At 52.2% G+C, this 17,892-nt stretch carries 17 protein-coding genes and 1 pseudogene; 15 read left to right on the top strand and 3 right to left on the bottom strand.

Annotation, left to right across the window (positions count from 1 at the left end):
- The 5 genes from ACLD72_RS07705 to ACLD72_RS07725 are packed head-to-tail and all read left to right on the top strand — an operon-like array spanning position 1 to position 4,588.
- Entirely contained in the window at positions 1 to 825 is an 825-nt protein-coding gene (locus ACLD72_RS07705) for a triphosphoribosyl-dephospho-CoA synthase (protein ID WP_411002679.1), read from the top strand.
- Positions 826 to 852: 27 nt separating this feature from the next.
- Positions 853 to 1,152 carry a malonate decarboxylase subunit delta gene (locus tag ACLD72_RS07710; protein WP_411002678.1) on the top strand — a complete coding sequence of 100 codons (300 nt, stop codon included), beginning with the start codon at positions 853 to 855 and terminating at the stop codon, positions 1,150 to 1,152.
- Complete coding sequence (gene mdcD / locus ACLD72_RS07715) at positions 1,142 to 2,815, top strand: biotin-independent malonate decarboxylase subunit beta (RefSeq protein ID WP_411002677.1); 1,674 nt, start codon at positions 1,142 to 1,144, stop codon at positions 2,813 to 2,815. Before ACLD72_RS07710 ends, mdcD begins: the two co-directional genes overlap by 11 nt.
- Positions 2,809 to 3,435 carry a malonate decarboxylase holo-ACP synthase gene (locus ACLD72_RS07720; RefSeq protein WP_411002676.1) on the top strand — a complete coding sequence of 209 codons (627 nt, stop codon included), beginning with the start codon at positions 2,809 to 2,811 and terminating at the stop codon, positions 3,433 to 3,435. Before mdcD ends, ACLD72_RS07720 begins: the two co-directional genes overlap by 7 nt.
- Before the next feature lie 16 nt (positions 3,436 to 3,451).
- Complete coding sequence (locus ACLD72_RS07725; RefSeq protein ID WP_411002675.1) at positions 3,452 to 4,588, top strand: acyltransferase family protein; 1,137 nt, start codon at positions 3,452 to 3,454, stop codon at positions 4,586 to 4,588.
- A 70-nt stretch (positions 4,589 to 4,658) separates the two neighbouring features.
- On the opposite strand, the gene ACLD72_RS07730 is transcribed toward ACLD72_RS07725, so the two are convergent.
- Entirely contained in the window at positions 4,659 to 5,333 is a 675-nt protein-coding gene (locus tag ACLD72_RS07730) for an SOS response-associated peptidase (protein WP_411002674.1), read from the bottom strand.
- Between the two features lie 228 nt (positions 5,334 to 5,561).
- On the opposite strand from ACLD72_RS07730, the gene ACLD72_RS07735 reads away from it, so the two are divergent.
- Positions 5,562 to 6,377 carry a hypothetical protein gene (locus ACLD72_RS07735; protein WP_458475679.1) on the top strand — a complete coding sequence of 272 codons (816 nt, stop codon included), beginning with the start codon at positions 5,562 to 5,564 and terminating at the stop codon, positions 6,375 to 6,377.
- Between the two features lie 36 nt (positions 6,378 to 6,413).
- Here ACLD72_RS07735 and ACLD72_RS07740 read toward each other — a convergent pair whose 3' ends face one another.
- Entirely contained in the window at positions 6,414 to 6,572 is a 159-nt protein-coding gene (locus ACLD72_RS07740; protein WP_458475680.1) for a hypothetical protein, read from the bottom strand.
- Here ACLD72_RS07740 and fabG point away from each other — a divergent pair, their 5' ends adjacent.
- The 3 genes from fabG (at position 6,573) to ACLD72_RS07755 (ending at position 9,437) form a co-directional block, all read left to right on the top strand.
- On the top strand, positions 6,573 to 7,358 hold the full coding sequence (gene fabG / locus ACLD72_RS07745; protein ID WP_458475713.1) for a 3-oxoacyl-ACP reductase FabG: 786 nt from the start codon (positions 6,573 to 6,575) through the stop codon (positions 7,356 to 7,358).
- A 71-nt stretch (positions 7,359 to 7,429) separates the two neighbouring features.
- Positions 7,430 to 7,534, top strand: coding sequence for a DUF6254 family protein (locus ACLD72_RS07750; RefSeq protein ID WP_015735743.1), 105 nt, complete (start codon positions 7,430 to 7,432; stop codon positions 7,532 to 7,534).
- 322 nt (positions 7,535 to 7,856) lie between these two features.
- Positions 7,857 to 9,437: a glycosyl hydrolase family 18 protein gene (locus ACLD72_RS07755; RefSeq protein WP_411002672.1), complete on the top strand. Its 1,581-nt coding sequence runs from the start codon at positions 7,857 to 7,859 to the stop codon at positions 9,435 to 9,437.
- Between the two features lie 734 nt (positions 9,438 to 10,171).
- Here ACLD72_RS07755 and ACLD72_RS07760 read toward each other — a convergent pair.
- Positions 10,172 to 11,074 carry a transposase gene (locus ACLD72_RS07760; protein WP_458475681.1) on the bottom strand — a complete coding sequence of 301 codons (903 nt, stop codon included), beginning with the start codon at positions 11,072 to 11,074 and terminating at the stop codon, positions 10,172 to 10,174.
- A gap of 279 nt (positions 11,075 to 11,353) precedes the next feature.
- Between ACLD72_RS07760 and ACLD72_RS07765 the strand changes: the two are divergent.
- The 6 genes and pseudogenes from ACLD72_RS07765 to ACLD72_RS07790 all read left to right on the top strand — a co-directional run.
- Positions 11,354 to 11,538: pseudogene (locus ACLD72_RS07765) on the top strand (IS4 family transposase); the annotation flags it as partial.
- 470 nt (positions 11,539 to 12,008) lie between these two features.
- On the top strand, positions 12,009 to 12,770 hold the full coding sequence (locus ACLD72_RS07770; RefSeq protein ID WP_410998856.1) for an MFS transporter: 762 nt from the start codon (positions 12,009 to 12,011) through the stop codon (positions 12,768 to 12,770).
- Positions 12,771 to 12,800: 30 nt separating this feature from the next.
- Positions 12,801 to 13,250: a hypothetical protein gene (locus ACLD72_RS07775; RefSeq protein ID WP_410998858.1), complete on the top strand. Its 450-nt coding sequence runs from the start codon at positions 12,801 to 12,803 to the stop codon at positions 13,248 to 13,250.
- 306 nt (positions 13,251 to 13,556) lie between these two features.
- Entirely contained in the window at positions 13,557 to 15,830 is a 2,274-nt protein-coding gene (locus ACLD72_RS07780; RefSeq protein WP_410998860.1) for an ATP-binding cassette domain-containing protein, read from the top strand.
- 144 nt (positions 15,831 to 15,974) lie between these two features.
- Entirely contained in the window at positions 15,975 to 16,979 is a 1,005-nt protein-coding gene (locus tag ACLD72_RS07785) for an AraC family transcriptional regulator ligand-binding domain-containing protein (RefSeq protein ID WP_410998862.1), read from the top strand.
- Between the two features lie 120 nt (positions 16,980 to 17,099).
- A complete protein-coding gene (locus ACLD72_RS07790) occupies positions 17,100 to 17,891 on the top strand; it encodes an SDR family NAD(P)-dependent oxidoreductase (RefSeq protein WP_410998864.1) in 792 nt (263 codons plus the stop codon).
- Position 17,892 lies beyond the last annotated feature (1 nt).

A 17,892-nucleotide genomic window follows, 5' to 3' on the forward strand; every position in this document is an offset into this window, starting at 1 on the left:
ATGCTGGCGGCAACTCACGCGGCGTTCGGGGCGGCCTTGGCCGGCAAAGCCGTGAAGGCGCTCGTGGACGAGGCCTTGCTTACGCCCAAGCCAGGGCTTGTGGATGCCAGAGACAACGGTTCCCATACGGATATGTCTCTCGAGCTTATGCTGAAATCAGCGAAGGCTCTGGAAGGAACATTCCGGGAAATCGCCCAGGTCTCCTACCTTCGTCCGGTGGACCAGTCTTTACGCGAACAAATCGCTTTCATCGGGCGGGAAGGCGAGAAAGCGATGCTCGCTGCCACAAACGGCGTCAACACGCATAAAGGCGCGATTTGGGCCTTGGGCCTCCTTACCAGCGCACGAGCCGCCTTCCCGGAGGAGCGGGATCCGCAGCGGATCATGGACGTAGCCGGGACCATCGCTTCGTTCCCTGACCGGTTTCGCCCGGAACAGCGCACCCATGGGCAGGCGGTCAAGCGGAAGTATGCGGTGATGGGAGCTGCGGAAGAAGCGCAGCTCGGCTTTCCCCATATCCGGGAAGCGGCGCTGCCGGCCTTACTGCGGGCCAGAGCTTGCGGGAAGACGGAGGAGGAAGCCCGCATCGAGGCGCTGCTGGCCTTGATGGCGGCGGTGGACGACACCTGCATCCTGCACCGCGGTGATTGGCCGGATCTTCTGGCGGTCAAACGGATGTCCGGTGCATTTCTGGCCGCGGACGGCTTTAGAACCCGGACGGGCCGAAAGCTGTTCCGCCGCCTGTCCGAGTATTGCCGCTCAAAGCGGCTCTCTCCCGGAGGCAGCGCCGATTTGCTCGCCGCAACCTTGTTTCTTGTCGATTAACATATTTCATGGAGGTGTTCCTTAAGGATGGAAAAATTACAGTTTCAATACCAAACTTCGCAGCCGATCCGCAAGGCCGCGCACATCGGAGTGGTCGGTTCGGGGGATTTGGAGATCATCGTGGAGCCGGTGGAGGGGCAAACATCCAACATCAGTATTTTGACCGGCAGCGATGGTTTCGGACAGGTTTGGCAGAACGTGCTGACCCGCTTTTTCAACCGTTATCCGATTACCGCCAATTTTACGGTTCATGATTTTGGAGCAACTCCGGGTGTAGTGATGTTAAGATTTACGCAAGTTTTGGAGGTGCTCGAATATGCTGAATAGTTTTGTGGAACTGAACGGACGCGATCGCGCCAAAGCGCTGCTGGATGAAGGAACCTTCCGGGAACTGCTTGGACCGCTGGACAAATTGCAATCTCCGCATCTTGAGCCGCAGGGAATCGTCCCGCAGAGCGATGACGGGATCATTTTGGCCGCCGGGGAAATCCGCAAGCGGAAAGTCCTGATCATCTCGATGGAAGGTGCTTTTCAAGGCGGGGGCATCGGTGAAGTCAGCGGAGCGAAAATCTCCGGCGCGCTGGAACTGGCGCTGGAAGAGAATAAAAAGGGAAACCCCCTGTATCCGATCATGATCTTCGATACGGGCGGCGTTCGGCTGCAGGAAGCGAACTACGGGCTGCTGGCGATTTCGGAAATCGGCGCCCAGGTCGTTACCCTGCGCAAATACGTTCCTGTGGTGGGGCTGATCCCCGGCCGCGTGGGGGCGTTCGGAGGCATGTCCATTACGGCCGAGCTGTTCACAACCTTGATCGCCACAAAAAAAGCCCGCCTCGGCCTGAACGGCCCGGAAGTCATCGAACAGGAAGCGGGCGTGATGGAGTTCGATTCCAGTGACAAAGCGTTGATCTGGAACACCATCGGAGCAAATCAGCGGCTGCATACCGGATTGATCGATGATGTGGTGGAAGATACCACCGACGCGGTGATCGAGGCGGTCGACGCTGCGCTGGGTGCGCCGGTCAAACCGGCCAAAACCGAGCAAATCGATTTCTATCTGACCTTGCTTAAAGCTCTTGATCCAACCGAGACGTGGACACCCGAGCGTTACCGTGAATTTTACAAGCAGCAACAGCCGGTCAAGCAGCCCATACCGCTGGCCAAAGAAGGGGCGGCCGACGCTAGCGATGGCAGAGGATACCGCTGGTTCTCTCAGCTTACGGGCATAACCCATCCGGTTAGCGACGTACCTACGGTGCTAGCGGCTGACGTGGAGAAAAATGGACAATTGTGCAGATATATTTCCATCGTTCCGGATGCCGAAAACCGTTTCCCGCGCGTTAGAAAAGGCGAAGTTGGGATGATGGAAGGGTGGACGGTGGCTCAGATCGTCAGAGACGCCATTCTTCAGGACGAGCACAGTGAGGTCAAACGCCCGATTATCGCCGTGATCGACGTTCCCAGCCAGGCCTATGGCTATAAGGAAGAGATGGTCGGGATCAGCCTTGCGCTCGCGGCAAGCGCGGACGCATACGCGACGGCCAGACTGCAGGGCCATCCCGTGATCGGCGTCATCGTCGGCAATGCGATTTCCGGCGGTTTCCTCGCCCATGGGCTTCAATCGAACCGGCTGATCGCCTTGGACGACGACAAAATCAATATTCAGGCCATGTCCAAGGCTTCCGCGGCGCGGATCACGAAGCGGACCATCGCCGAACTGGATGAAGCCACCAAGAAGGTTCCAGCCATGGCTTATGACGTTCGCAGCTACAGTACATTAGGACCGCTATATCGGCTGTTGTCCGGCATCCAGGCGGACGATCCGCAAAGCGGCGACGTGGCAACCGTGGAACAGACCATTTCCGAAGCGATCGACAGCACGAAAGACGCCCCCCGCGATCTCAGCTTCCGCCTGGAGACCAAAGAAGCTTTGGCCGGCGGACGCGCGGCAACGCTTAAGGTTCGCAAGGCGTTGTCCGAACAATGGTAATGGCGGTCCGGCCTCACGATTTGATCGAGGTTGCCGATTTGAGCTGTCTCTCTATGAATGAAGACAAGGAATGGGCCGCCGCCTCGCTGAGGCGTGCCCCTTATGTGGTGGTCCGGCGGGCCAAACCGCCGGCGGATGGCCGCATTCCCGTAGGCATTCGAGGAACGGAGCGGAACCAGCGGGAAGCCGCGCTGCTTGCTCCGGAGGGGGCAGGACGGATTGTGACTCCCTATGAGATTGCCGAGCGCCGGATGTGGAACGCCGTGTCTGCGGAGAGACGAGAGCTGCCCGTGATCCGGGTCATGGACAAGGTGGCAGAGCTATTGGCGGACTGGCGTTGGGGCCCGGCGGGTAGCGCGGGTTTTGAAATGGCGACGGGTTGTCCGTCTTTGAAAGTCACCAGCGATCTCGACCTTGTGATTGACCGTCCGGAAGCCATGGATTATGCGGAAGCCGCAAACCTGCTGCGGAAGCTGGATCAGTTGGAGGTCCGCATCGATATCCAACTGGAAACGAAGGACGGAGCTTATGTCCTGCGCGAAATTATCGACAAGCGGACCAGCACGGTGGTGCTGCGTTGTCCATCAGGCCCCAAGCTCGTCCGCAATCCTTGGAAATGAGGGTGAAGTGTATTTTATGGAAAAAAAAGCGGAGCAAAATATCCATATCAATGAAAGTGATATTTTAAAGGTGTTTGCCGTCTGCGGCGCGATTATGCAGAGCGTGCTGGGGGTGTTTCTGAAACATGCCCATAACGAGATGGACATGGCCTTACTTGGCGTCCTATATAACTTGGTGAAGTACACGGCGCCTGTCTTTATTTTTGCCATCGTATACGGCATGGTGAAAGGGAATCAACATACGAAACCGGCCCATTTTTACAAGGAAAAATTCAGCGAGCTCGTTATCCCGTATTTTCTCTGGGCGACCGCCAGCTTGATAATTTTCCCCGACCTGCAGGTGAACCGATCCGTCACTTCCTTCTGGACGCTGGTCGAATCCTATGTGGTCGGCAATTCATCGCCGCAATACTGGTACACGGTTATGATGCTGCAGTTCCAGGTGTTGATGCCCGTTATTATCTATGTTTGCTACAAGTTTCTGTCCAAGCCTTCGCGAGTCATCCCAACGCTGCTTGTGAGCTTCATTGTCTTTGGGGCCTGGCTGTGGTTCTACGATAGCTATGTATTCCATGGCGCCTACGAAATCAACCTGCGTTACCTGGACCGCTTTTTTGTCAGCTACTTTATTTATGCCCTGTTGGGCGGAATTGCCTGGGTTTATAAGGATCGGTTCGACGGAGTGCTCCGGCGGATCCAGTTCCTGCTTATTCCGGCGGCGCTGTTGCTGCTTATATGGACAAACCAGGAGTTCTTCGGCTTTGGATTCAACGGCATGTCATTCGGCAACCTGATTTATTTGAAGCCGTCCATGACTTTGTACAGCCTGGTCATCATCTTCCTGATCTACATGCTGGCCAGACATTTGCTTCGCCTGGGTTCCCGTTCGCTTCCGTATTATAAATGGCTTTCTACTTATGCGTACCGGGCATTTACGGCGAACGTGTTCATTTTGACCATTGTGCTGCGCCTGTTCGGCGGTTTGCTCGACGCGCTTCCCTTCTTCTCGGCTGTGCTCTTGGTTTTTCTGACGACAGTAGCATGCTCCTTCACTGTTGTCTATGCTTTTGCACAGTTGAAGGTATGGATCGAACGTGCGGTTTTCAAAAAGGGCGAGACGGCAGGGCGCCATCGACATGCGAATGCTCACTAAAGGAAACTAATTTTTGTACATTTTAAAAAAAACCGGCCACGGGGACACTATGCTCCGTGCGCCGGAAAAATCATCGTTTTACCCACGCCCGCTCCAGATCCATCTCCTGAATGCATTCGGCCGTGTCGTGCCCCTCGATGTCAATCAGCGGCGTTACCGCATACGCTTGCATTTCTTCTGCCGCATAGGGCCGCAGAATCGGATCTAGCGCATCCAGATCGTACGTCTCCTCATCCAGCCACCGGGTCATGTTCTCCGGGGAGAGAATCGCCGGCATTCGGCCCTCAAATTCCCCGATCAACGGGTTGGCTTCCGTCATGACCAGGGTGCAGGTGCGGAGCGGTTCCCCGCGCGTATCCCGCCAGATTTCGTATAAACCGGCCACCCCGAACATGGCGCGGTTTTTCATGACGACCCGTACCGCATATGACTTCTTGCCTTCATTTTTCCAATAGTAAAATCCGTTGCACGGGATAATGCACCGCTGCTTATCCACCATTCTGCGGTAAGTTGGATTCCGCTGCACGTTTCTGAGATCCGCGTTGATCGCATCTTTTCCCCAGTAGGGAATGAATCCCCAACGGAACTCATCCAGAATCCGCTCCCCACGCTGCTGCAGCACGACCGGCATTTGCTGCGTTGGGCTAATGTTGTAGCGGTTTTTATAGTAGTACATCACCCGTTCGATCTGAAAATGCTCCTGAACCTCCGCCAGCTCAGCCGCCATGGAAAAACGTTGACACATGAAACATCAGCCTCCTATATGACCTGAATATTATTGTTTGACAAAAGAGGAAAATTATTCAAGAATGGCCGTTAGCGGAAATATTTTCTTGTCTATTTTTCCAAAAAATCTTGGTAAGGTAGGAGGAGAGCAATCCATAAGAGGTGATGAGTTGTCATGAGGAAGAAACGCTGTTTATTCTGTGATAAGATTGTCTTCACTAAACAGGAGGGCGACTACGATAGATACATGGGCTGTAGCTGTTCACCCGACGGGTTTTATAGCCTGCTGATCGACAGTTATGATGCTATAAATTCGTTCCCGTACCAAAAGAAACGCAGCTTGTTTCATATAGTATCGGCCTATATCCGGGAGCAAACGGATGGTAATGAAAAGGTTACTCTATCTATCGACGATTTGGAATCCATTGCAAATTCTCCCGACATTCCTGTGACCATTGAAGACAAAGGAAAACGGTTGCTCCAGTATTTGTATAGACATTCCAGCGCTCCGGGGGAACCGGTTGTCATTCATCCGCTCTCCAGCAACTATAACCTGACGTATTCTCCCAATCAGCAAGAACTGGTATATATCATTGATAAGCTGAGAAACGAGCATTTGCTCACCAGGGAAGGGTTAACCTTTCAGTTAACCGAAACAGGATGGAGCGAAGCCGCCGCCGAAAGAAAAAACTTAAAGCCATGCTCCGTTCTTATCTCGAATGAGGAGGATTTGCGTACGGAATGGCTGGCTAGGCTGTTGCCTAAAATCGAGCAGCACGGTTATCTGCCGCGCTTGCTTACACATGCGAAAACGCAGAACAGTGAAAAGTATTCCTTGGAAATGATAGCGGACAGTAAACTGATTATAGCGGATTTAACGGGGCAAGCTCCTGAAGTGTATTTTGCGGCGGGATATGCGCTCGGTTTGAACATCCCTCTGATATGTACCGTGAACAGCAGCGATGCCGATAAGCTTCCTGTAAAAATCCAGGAGATCCGTCCAATCGTTTGGGATACCGTTGAAGAACTGGCGGTCATTCTCCAGCAGAGGTTGAGTATATAGAAGAGTTCCGGGAAATCGGGGCAAAGAGGAGGCGACTTATGGCTCCTCTTTGTTTATTATAAAGGGGATGGCCGGTCGTATTTTATTCATGGCGCGTTCCTTAACTTCATCCATCACATGCGTATATATTTGAGTCGTAGCAATGTTCTCGTGGCCACCTTTCTGTGTTTCCTTTGAATATTCACGATCCTTCATATATACCAAAAAAAGGTTAATTTCACGCTCAAAAACAAGTCGGTTATTGTAACTGGTTCCAGTAAGGGGATCGGTAAAGGGATCGCTACAGTCTTTGCCCAAAAGGGGGCTAAAGTAGCCATTATTTCTCGGAATCTGGATGAGGCCGAGATCTGCGCTGCCGAAATTAGAGCATCCGGCGGATATGCACAAGGCTTTAGAGGTGACGTCACGGATCGATCTTCTATGGAAATGATGGCTCAGTCAGTATCTGAGGCCTTTGGCGGCATTGATGTGTTATGTGCTAATGCAGGTATTGGCCCTATGGTTACAATTGAAGAAATGGTTGCTGAAGATTGGGATAATATGATGAATACTAATGTAAGTGGAGCTTTATTTTCTATTCAGGCTTGTCTGCCGTTCTTAAAAGAAGCTGAATATGGAAGGGTGGTGCTAACATCTTCGATTATGGGGCCGGTGACTGGATTTGTAGGATGGTCGCATTACGGTGCCAGTAAGGCAGCCCAACTCGGTTTTATTCGCAGTGCAGCGCTTGAGTTAGCTCCATTTGGTATTACAATCAATGCAATCCTGCCCGGTAATACAATGACTGAACTGATTCAAACATTCCCAGGATACATTGAAACCATGCTTCCGGCAATTCCAATGAAGCGGTTTGGAACTGTTGAAGAAATGGGACATGCAGCTGCATTTCTTGCCCCCAAGGAGGCTGGCTTCATCACGGGACAAACGATTATTATCGACGGAGGACAGAGCTTGCCTGAATCTTCTCTTGGAGGTTTATGAATGAACAGAGCCTAGAAATGACAACTTAAGGAAGTGGTATACATCACAATGTCCAAAGGAGGATACCTGTTATGGCTCACCAGAAGAGAAGGAAAGAAGCGGCCTGGAAGTCACGAAAGCAAGAACAGCATCCCCATGGTAAAATCAAATCGCTGAAGGAATTGTCCAGCGAATAGGATTGAGGAGTATACTACTTGAAAGCGAAGGACTGCCGGCAGAATTTGCCGGCAGTCTTTTTTTGCGTGAGAGGCCCATGCAATTGTGCATGGGTCTACACGATTTTGCCATATTTCTATCAAATCAAAGAATATGTTGAAAAATATAGCAGGATTAATGGGGGATTATGTAAAATAGTAACTCTAGCAATCTCTTTTTGTCTTATTTTGGGAGGTTGACCCTATTTAGAAAAGGAGGCAGATGATAGGTTGATTTAAGCAGTTCAGGTTCAGCTTTTAACAGGCAGTCATCATCTTATTTTTTGCAAGGAGGACAAACCAATTGAAAAAACATGCCAAAATATTCGGCAAATCGGGCATTTGGCTGCTCGTTGCCGCGCTTATCGTTCCATTGTTTTCGCTCGCAGCATTCAGCGAGGAGGGGGCGGCGGCCGCTGCCGCGAACAGTGATAAAATCATCGTCGGCTACTGGCACAACTTTGATAACGGGTCCAGCAACATCCGGCTACGCGATGTCTCTTCGAGCTATGATGTGATCCAGGTTGCGTTTGCGGAGCCTTCAGGCGGTGCAGCGAGCGGGGATATGGCATTCCAGCCTTATAACGCCTCGATCGGCGAATTCCAAGCCGACGTACGGAAGCTGCAAAGCCAGGGCAAAAAGGTGCTGATCTCCATCGGGGGAGCCAACGGAGCCGTGGAATTGTCCACCGACCAGGCCAAACGGAAATTTATCAGCACCATGAAAGGCATTATCGATACGTACGGCTTCGACGGCCTGGATATCGATTTGGAAGGAAGCTCGTTGTCCTTAAATCCGGGCGATACGGATTTTCGCAATCCGACGACGCCTAAAATCGTCAACCTGATTTCCGCCGTGCGGGAGATCGTGAACAGCTACGGTTCCGGCTTCGTCTTGACCATGGCGCCGGAAACAGCTTACGTGCAAGGTGGATACGCCGCTTACGGCGGTCCGTGGGGCGCGTACCTGCCGGTCATTTATGCTTTACGCGATTTTCTGGACTATCTGCACGTGCAGCATTACAACTCCGGATCGATGACCGGTCTGGATGGGAAATCCTATGCCCAGGGAACCGCGGATTTCCAGGTGGCTATGGCCGAGATGCTGCTGCAGGGATTTGACGTTGGCGGCAATGCAAACAACCATTTTCCCGCCTTGCGCCAGGATCAAGTGCTCATCGGGCTTCCGGCGACACAGGCCGCGGCAAATGGCGGATATACAGCGCCGGCCGAAGTGCACAAAGCGCTGGATTACCTCGTAAAAGGGAAATCTTTTGGCGGGGGCTACACGCTGCGCAATCCCGAAGGATATCCCGGCTTTAAAGGGCTGATGACCTGGTCGATCAACTGGGATAAAGCGGCTAACTACGCCTTCTCCGGCAGTCACCGGGCCTATCTGGACAGCTTGGGCGGCGGAGGCAATCCCGATCCTGATCCCGACCCGGAACCGGATACCACACCGCCAACCGTTCCCGGCAAACTGCGTGTAACGGGAGCCACGCCAACAAGCATCAGTCTCGCCTGGGACGCTTCCACCGACAACGTGGGTGTTGCCGGCTACACTATTTCTTATGATACCGGAAGCGTGAAAGCAACCGGAACCGCGGCAACCGTTAGCGGCCTGTCTCCAAATACGACTTACACCTTTTCGGTAACCGCTAAGGACGCTGCCGGCAATGTCTCTGCGGCCGCTTCCGTTCAGGGAGCGACGACGGCGGAGGACGATCCGGGTGAAGGTGAAGTTCAGCCGTGGGAGCCGTGGGTTGCCTACAGTATAAATGACCTGGTGGCCTATAACGGCAGCATTTACGCGTGCATTCAGGCGCATACCTCGCTCCCGGGCTGGGAGCCGGCAAACGTGCCTGCATTGTGGCAACTGCAGTAACCAAGGCAGCGCCTACTTGGGGCGGAGCCAATAGGAGAATTTGAGGAAGCGTGGGGGACCCCGCTTCCTTTTTGCGCTGCCGCAACCATGCGGAGAATGTCCCCATTGCAACGATCTTTTCGCCGAATACCACACAACTATTCTAACGGTTGCCATGGCGCTTAATTCACTTAAACCCGGCTAATTTTGCTTAGATTCAGACAAATAACGGCGCTGACAACCGTAAGATTTTAGAAAAGGGCTTTTTTGTAAAATAGCAGTTGTTACAATGATCAGACAGAAGAGGTGTCTTTCATTGTTATAGACCATCAGCCCGACCTAAATCAACTGCCAAGGGCGTTGAAAGCTTTAGGATAGGGAAATGGGGGGGCGGCAGATCAACACTCACTGTTGTCCGGACGCCTTGCACGATTATCCCGTTTGATCAGGGTAGCAGAGAAACAGACAAGCTCGGGAGAAGAAAAATTTGGTGGAGAAGCAGATCGGTTCGAGATAATTTAGACGGATTTAGGAGAATAAATCGGGTTTAGGGGAGGTGGAACAGACCGGACAAGAGATCAAGACAAAGACATCAAGACAGGAGATCAGGGACAAGACATGAGGGAAACGAAAAGACCGTAATTTTGCTGTGGCCTGAATCCTTCCATCTGCAGCAACGCCCGCACTGTTCATGATTAACCCACACCAATCAAGTTGATCTGCGTCAAACTCCCCCCACCGTTCCAGCGTATCGATCAGGCCGCAGCCGCAAGGGGCTGGTTCGGTTGGCGCGCGATCAGCCGGCGGTAGGGGATCACCGGAATCGCCACACACATGCGCAGCAACTTCTGCCGCATCGTTTCTTCCGCTCCGGGCAGGTGCAGCCGACGGCGTCCGGTATATTCGTTTAGGTACGCCTGCAGATGCTTCAGTCCCAAGGCTATATATGTACTCTTCAACGATTCCCATGCTTCTCTCACCACTTTCCGTAAGGGCGCATACAGCCGATAAGCTAGAGGGAACGACTGTACCGCCGATGTACGGACATCCACATGCCCGTTGATGAACGCAGCGAGTTCGTGACGGTTTGCCCTTTGTCCGTCTCCTCTTTTATGCGGCACCAGGCGGATTTTGACCTGCTCCGGCTCGCCCGACTCCGTCACCGTGCATCCCGCTATAACCGCCGTGGCATACGGATGCGTAAACTGACACCGGGACGGATTACGCCCATACAGATCGCTGTTCACCTTCACGTCTCCGCTCAGCAGTTCCCGGGCATCGAATTCCCCGACGGCATGGCGTATTTTGTGCAGCAACAACCAGGCGGTTTTGTAGGTGACCCGGATCACCCGACTCAGCCGCATCGCCGAGATGCCGCCCTCAAGCAGGAACAAATCCAGGGCCTCGAACCACTTGAGCAGGGGCAAATGCGTTCCTTCAAAAATCGTACCGACCAAAGCCGACGTTTGATGCTTGCACTTTCCGCATTCGAACAAGGGGATATGCCTGGAAGTCAGACGGCTGCACCGGGTGTGAGCGCAGCGCGGGCAGACAAAGCCGTTCGGCCACTTCATCGCGATCAGCGCCTCCATGCAGGACTGCTCGCTGTTAAAACGGCTGGTGAATGGTTGAAGTTCCGTTCCCGTATTGACCTCCATGTTCATTCGCCCCCGAATCAAGAATTTGAGAACGTGTGTTCGATTTGTTCTATTATACCAAACGTACGTTCCTTTTTTAAGCCGAAAATCTCACCTGAACCGCCTCATTTTTCTTCATCTTTTTTGTTTTTTCTTCTCTCTTTTATTGGAACTTGCTTCAGCCCCCACCCCAAGCTCCTTGCTCCCTGAACGAGAGGGATAATCGTGCAAAGGCAAGCAGCAAGCAGGGACACCAAGACACCAAGACACCAAGACACCAAGACACTGACCCTTTAGACAGCCCCTCACACCTGGCGTCGATTTGTGACACTGCTCGAAATGGCTACGGTGCAAAAGGTAGCTGCGCTGACCTCGGCGAATTGTGGCGCCCTCTTCATCGTTGACGCTTCCATGCTTCCATGTTTGAGCGGAATCGCAGTAAAGCGTTCGAGTTGCTTGGTCGATTTAGAGATCATGCCACAGGCAGGGAAGACACTATCCGCCTCTAATTCAGCGTCAACTCCGGCAATGAATGGATTGCTGCTTTACCCAGCAAATCAAGGCTTGTCTGCCGATTTTTTGCTGCGAAAGTTGAGTTAATAAGTCGTCTAATTGGCGACATTTTTTTGTTTTAAGGATATAATTTGGTGTCCAAACGCAAGGAAATCACATTAAACAAAGGTCATGATAGCTGTAAATTTTTTACGTGTTCTGGAAGTGTAATGCTGATATAATTAGCTATTATGCGTTTCTTTTAATTATTTTGGAGGTGTTTGATATGCAAAAAAGCCAATTTCAATCCAACCAACGAACCGGAGTAAATCAAGATCAAAAAAGAAGAACGGTAAGCGGCCGCATGCTGCGGTATGGATTGTGATTAGCGAGTAATTGAGTAGCGAATCTTACCTTCTGGACCTAGAATGACGCGCCGCCTACCTGAAAGGCGGAATCCGTTTTGCATAACGTTCAAGCGGCAAAAGTATTTTATTTGATGAATTTTATTTCTTCGCTGGCAAACAGCACTATATTTACGACCTACAGCATTTATTACGTCACACAGCTGGGCCTAAATCCCTTTGAGCTTGTTCTGATCGGAACCGTATTGGAATTAACGGTGCTGATTTTTGAGGGGATTACCGGCGTGGTTGCCGATACATACAGCCGCAGACTATCGGTCATTATCGGCATGTTCATTTTGGGCGCAGGGTTTGCGTTTGAAGGCAGCATCATTTGGTTTCAGGGGCTCGGCCTGGCGATCCCGCTCGTTGTTTGGGTGATGCTGGCCCAAGTGGTGTTCGGCATCGGCCACACCTTTATCAGCGGGGCGGACAGCGCCTGGATTGTTGATGAGGCGGGGGAATCCGCCGCCGGGTCTATTTTTATTCGCGCCAAACGTGTGGCTCTGACAGCATCTCTGCTGGGAATTGGCGTGAGCGTGGGCCTTTCCGTGCTGGCGCCGAATCTGCCGTATATAGCGGGAGGCCTGATGTATGCTGTGCTCGGCCTGCTCCTGATCCGCAAGATGAAGGAAACGGGCTTTGTCCGCCCGCCGCGCAGCGAAAGAGTCTCTCATTTTCGAGAGATGACCCGAACCTGGAAAAGCGGGGCAAAGGTGGTCGCACGCAGTCCGCTATTGATGATCATCGTGTTCGTCACGTTGTTTAGCGGCGCGGCCTCGGAAGGTTATGACCGGCTATGGGAGATTCATCTGATCTAGGAAATCGGCTTTCCGGACCGGACGTTGCAGGTGGCTGTTTGGTTTGGCCTGATCAGTGCGGCCTCCACGATTTTGGGAATGCTAGCGGTAGGCTTCACCGAGAAAAAGCTGAACATGAGCAGCGAGCGGACCGTGACCGCGGCCTTATTTATGCTGACTTTCATTCGCGTTGCCGGCGTTTTCTCGCTTTTTCTGGCGACGGACTTCGTTTGGGCGCTGGTATCCGTGCTGGCCGTGAGCGTAGTCGTTACCGTGAGCGAGCCGATCTATGCGACATGGCTGAACATGAATCTGCGCAGTGATACCCGGGCCACGGTGCTGTCGATGGTCAGCCAGTCGGACGCGCTTGGCCAAACCGCGGGAGGGCCGGCCGTGGGCTGGATCGGAAACCGGTTCTCCATCCGAGCCTCCTTGTTAACAGCAGCCGTACTGCTGCTTCCGATTTTGGGCGTGTTCGGCCGGATGCTTCGGAAACGATAACGTAGCGATAAAGGAAATAGGCCTCGGTGTGTTGGTCATGATCATAAAGCTTCGGCGTTATCGCGCCGAGGCTTTTTGCACATAGATAAGGAGCCAAATGGGGCATTATATCCCTAGCTGATACACGTAGCTGACGACCGTCTTTATGTAATTACTTAAAATTTCAAGAATATCGTTGACGCGACATCAAAAGGTGTCTACAATCAAACCGTCACCAAATGGTGTCCAATTTAGAGAATTAACTGTTGCGTGAAAAGCTGTTGGAACAATAAATGCATTCGGTACACCACTGGAAGGGAGTTACGCATGAGCGAATCAAACCAGGAGTATATCGTCATCACGGCTGCGCGCGAAAACAATCTCAAAAACGTATCCCTACGCATACCCAAGCGGAAGATCACGATTTTCACCGGGGTATCCGGATCCGGCAAGTCCTCGATTGTCTTCGATACGATCGCGGCCGAATCCCAGCGTCTGCTGAACGAAAACTTCAGCATGTTCGTGCGCACCTTTCTGCCGCGAGTTCCGCAGCCGGATGCGGACGCGATCGAGAACTTGAGCATGGCTGTTATTGTGGATCAGAAGCGGTTGGGCGGCGGTTCCCATTCTACGATGGGTACGATTACCGATATCTCGCCCATTCTCCGTCTTCTTTTCTCCCGAGTGGGTCAGCCTTATGTTGGAGAAGCGCACATGTTTTCGTTTAACGATCCGCAGGGCATGTGTCCCGAGTGCAACGGGATTGGCCGCAAGCTTGGCGTAGTCATGAGCAAAGCGCTGGACATGACCAAGTCGCTCCGTGAAGGAGCAATTATGCTGCCGGGCTATACGGTGGACGGCTGGGAATGGAACATGATCGTACAGTCGGGGGATTTCGATCCCGACAAGAAGCTGAACGATTATTCGGAGGAAGAGCTGGAACAACTTCTGTACGGCAAGGCGAGGAAAGTGGCGACACAGTTCGGCGGGAAGACCGTAAACATTACGGTGGAAGGCGTCATCGAAAAGTTCACCAACAAATATATCAAGCAAGACGTGAAAACGAAGTCCGAGCGCACACAACAAACGGTTGCGCCGTACATTTCCGAGGGTCCGTGCCCTAGCTGCCACGGTGCGAGACTCAGTCAGGCCGCACTAAGCTGCAGAATCAATGGGCTTAACATTGCGGAGCTGTCCGCCATGGAGGTCGGAAAGCTCATTCACGTCATTCGGGAGGTTGACATGGCTGCCGCCGCGCCGATCGTGAGGGCGCTGACGGAGCGGCTGCAGCATCTGGTGGATATCGGACTTGACTACTTGACGCTGGACCGCGAGACGGATACCTTGTCCGGCGGCGAATCGCAACGGGTCAAAATGGTGAAGCACCTGAGCGGCAGTCTGGTGGATGTCACCTACATTTTTGATGAGCCCAGTGTTGGCTTGCACCCCCGGGATGTACACCGGTTAAACGAATTGCTGCAGAAGCTGCGCGACAAGGGCAATACCGTGCTTGTTGTCGAGCATGATCCCGATGTGATCAAAGTGGCGGATCATATCGTCGATGTCGGACCTCACGCTGGCAGCCACGGCGGTACCATCGTGTATGAAGGAAGCTATCAGGGTCTGCTCAAGGCAGATACGCTGACAGGCAACTACATGAAGCGGCCGCTCCAGCTGAAGCATGACTCAAGGCAGCCATCCGGCAAGCTGTCCATCAAGGATGCCACCCTTCACAACCTGCAGAACGTGAGTGTAGATATTCCAACCGGTGTGCTGACCGTCGTTACGGGTGTCGCCGGTTCAGGCAAAAGCACGCTGATTAACGAAGTATTCCTCAGCCAGCATCCGGATGCGATTGTCATCGACCAATCGGCGGTAGGTGTGTCCACACGTTCGAATCCCGCGACCTACACGGGTATTATGGATGATGTGCGCAAGGCGTTTGCTTCCGCCAACAAGGTGAATCAAGGTTTGTTTAGCTTCAATTCCAAGGGGGCTTGCGAGAACTGCCAGGGGCTGGGCGTTGTGTATGTCGACATTTCCTACTTCGATAGCGTGAAGCTGCCATGTGAAGTGTGCGGAGGCAGACGCTTTAAGGAGGAAGTGCTTGCGTACAAGCTAAACGGCAAGTCCATTGCCGATGTGCTGGAGATGACGGTGGAGCAGGCCTTGGATTTTTTCACGCAAAAAGAGATTGTTAAAAAACTCCAGGCGATGAGCGATGTGGGGCTGAACTATATTACGCTCGGCCAGCCGCTCAGCACGCTTTCGGGCGGAGAATGCCAGCGCATCAAGCTGGCCAGCGAGCTGCATAAGAAGGGCAGCATCTACGTGATGGACGAGCCGACGACCGGCCTGCACATGTCGGATATCGGCCACTTGCTTGCGATCATGAACCGCCTCGTGGATGCCGGCAATACGGTGATCGTCATCGAACACAACATCGATGTGATCAGCCAGGCGGATTGGATCATCGATATGGGGCCGGACGGAGGCAGCAAGGGCGGCCAGGTGGTGTTCGAAGGCACGCCTTCACAGATCATCCATGCGGAGCAGTCGATCACGGGAAAATACTTGCTGCAATCATCAAATCCACTTTAGCAGTGAAATGCCCATCAACTGGTGTGCGATCCAGAAAAAACCATGTCAAAAACCGTTGATCTTGAAGAAAAGATCAACGGTTTTTATGTATACTTAATCATATCCGGAACGAATAGGTAAGCAACTAAAGGAGATCCAAACATAATGAAATCTGACCGTATAAATTTCCCGCTGGGGTTTTGGGCGGGATTACAACAATTAGGAATTGACCCGCACGACGTCGCACGCAAAGCGCAGCTGCCGCTCACCATGGTTACAGAACCCGTTGCTGTCACCAGCGCCCAATATTTCAGAACCTGGCAAGCATACGCCGATCTCATTGGTGACCCAGCCATTGGGATCATCAAGCTTGCAACCGCCTTTGAAACGGCTCAGTACCCGCCGACCGTTTTAGCGACTTACCATGCTCGCGATTATCGCGACGCCCTTAGCCGAATGGCCCGGTACAAACCATTGTGCCCTCCGGAAAGCTTGCGTATCACCGAAGAAGGCGAGCGCTGTACGATCGAATTGGAAGGGATGCCTGGTGAGCAACCCGGCCCGCCGGTGTTGATTGGAACCACGTTGGCCTTTCTACTAGAGCTTGGGCGACGGGGCACGGGCCAACCTTTAACTGCACGGTCCGTGGAATTTTCCAGCCCAATGGGCGATGTAAAGGCCCTTGAAGCTTACTTTGGATGCCCTATCCGGATTGGTGCGACCAATAACCGATTAACGCTGAATCGAAGAGACCTGAACCGCCCTTTTCTTTCGTATAACAAAGAGTTGCTGGAGCTCATGACTCCCGTATTAGACCGCTCATTGGAAGAACAGCTCAGCCGTTCATTCCCCGAGATGGTCAAGTGGATCTTGAAGCGCAGCCTAACTGGAGGGCGCCTTGACATTCAGGCAGTGGCGAGCGAGCTGGGCATGAGCGTTCGCACCTTACAGCGCCGCCTTACTGACGAAGGCACAACATTCAAGCAGCTGTTGGCACAAGCTCGGCATGAGCAGGCACGAGAATACTTGGCAGACCCCAAGCTCGATATCAAAGAGGTGGCTTTCTTGATTGGATATGAAGACCAGAACTCGTTTTACCGCGCTTTTCGCCTTTGGGAAGGCGATACTCCTGCAAATTGGCGTTCCGAATATTTAGCGACAATCTCCTAGATTTCATGATTGGCGGGTTAAACAAGAAATTTGGCGTTGCATACTAGTTACCGAACGATCCGGACAAAGTAATATAATCCCTATCAGCTTGCCGTAAATGACAACAAAGGAGACATAGTTATGGATATGGGATTAAAGAACAAAACAGCATTAGTAACCGGATCGACAAGAGGGATCGGGAAAGCTATCGCCATTGAACTTGCCAGAGAAGGCGCCAATGTCCTGATAAATGGCCGGAATAATGAAGAGGTAGAACGAACCGTACATGAATTGAAGTCCGAGTTCCCGTCCACCTCACCTCAGAATGCTGCAGCCGATATTGTGAATATCCGGCAAAGAGAAGCTTTATTTGAAAAATATCCCCATGTCGATATTCTGGTGAACAACATGGGGATTTATGAAATCATGTCCTATGAGGATGTTGACGATGAAGTATGGGAGAAATATTTTCGGACGAATGTCCTTGCCGCCAATGGATTATCCAAATTTTATATGCCTAAAATGTTGAACAACAATTATGGGCGAATCATCTTTATTGCCAGTGAAGAAGCGATTATGCCTTCAGGGCAAATGCCGCAATATTGTATGACCAAATCTATGTTATTATCGCTGTCCAAAAGCTTATCTAAACTAACGATAGGAACGGAAGTCACATCCAATACGATTTTGCCGGGACCAACGCTTTCCGAAAATGTATATCAAATCATTGAAAGTTTGTTTCCTGATGATATGCCGTTCTCGGAAAAAGAGAAAAAATTTATGGTTGCAAACCTGCCCCAATCCGAAATACAGCGGTTTATCAAGCCTTTTGAAATAGGCAGGCTGGCTGCATTTGTATGCAGCCCTTACGCCTCCGCATTTAAGGGCTCTCCAATCCGTATGGACGGGGGCATGGTGCCTACCCTTTATTGAC

The organism is Paenibacillus lacisediminis (genome assembly GCF_046567315.2).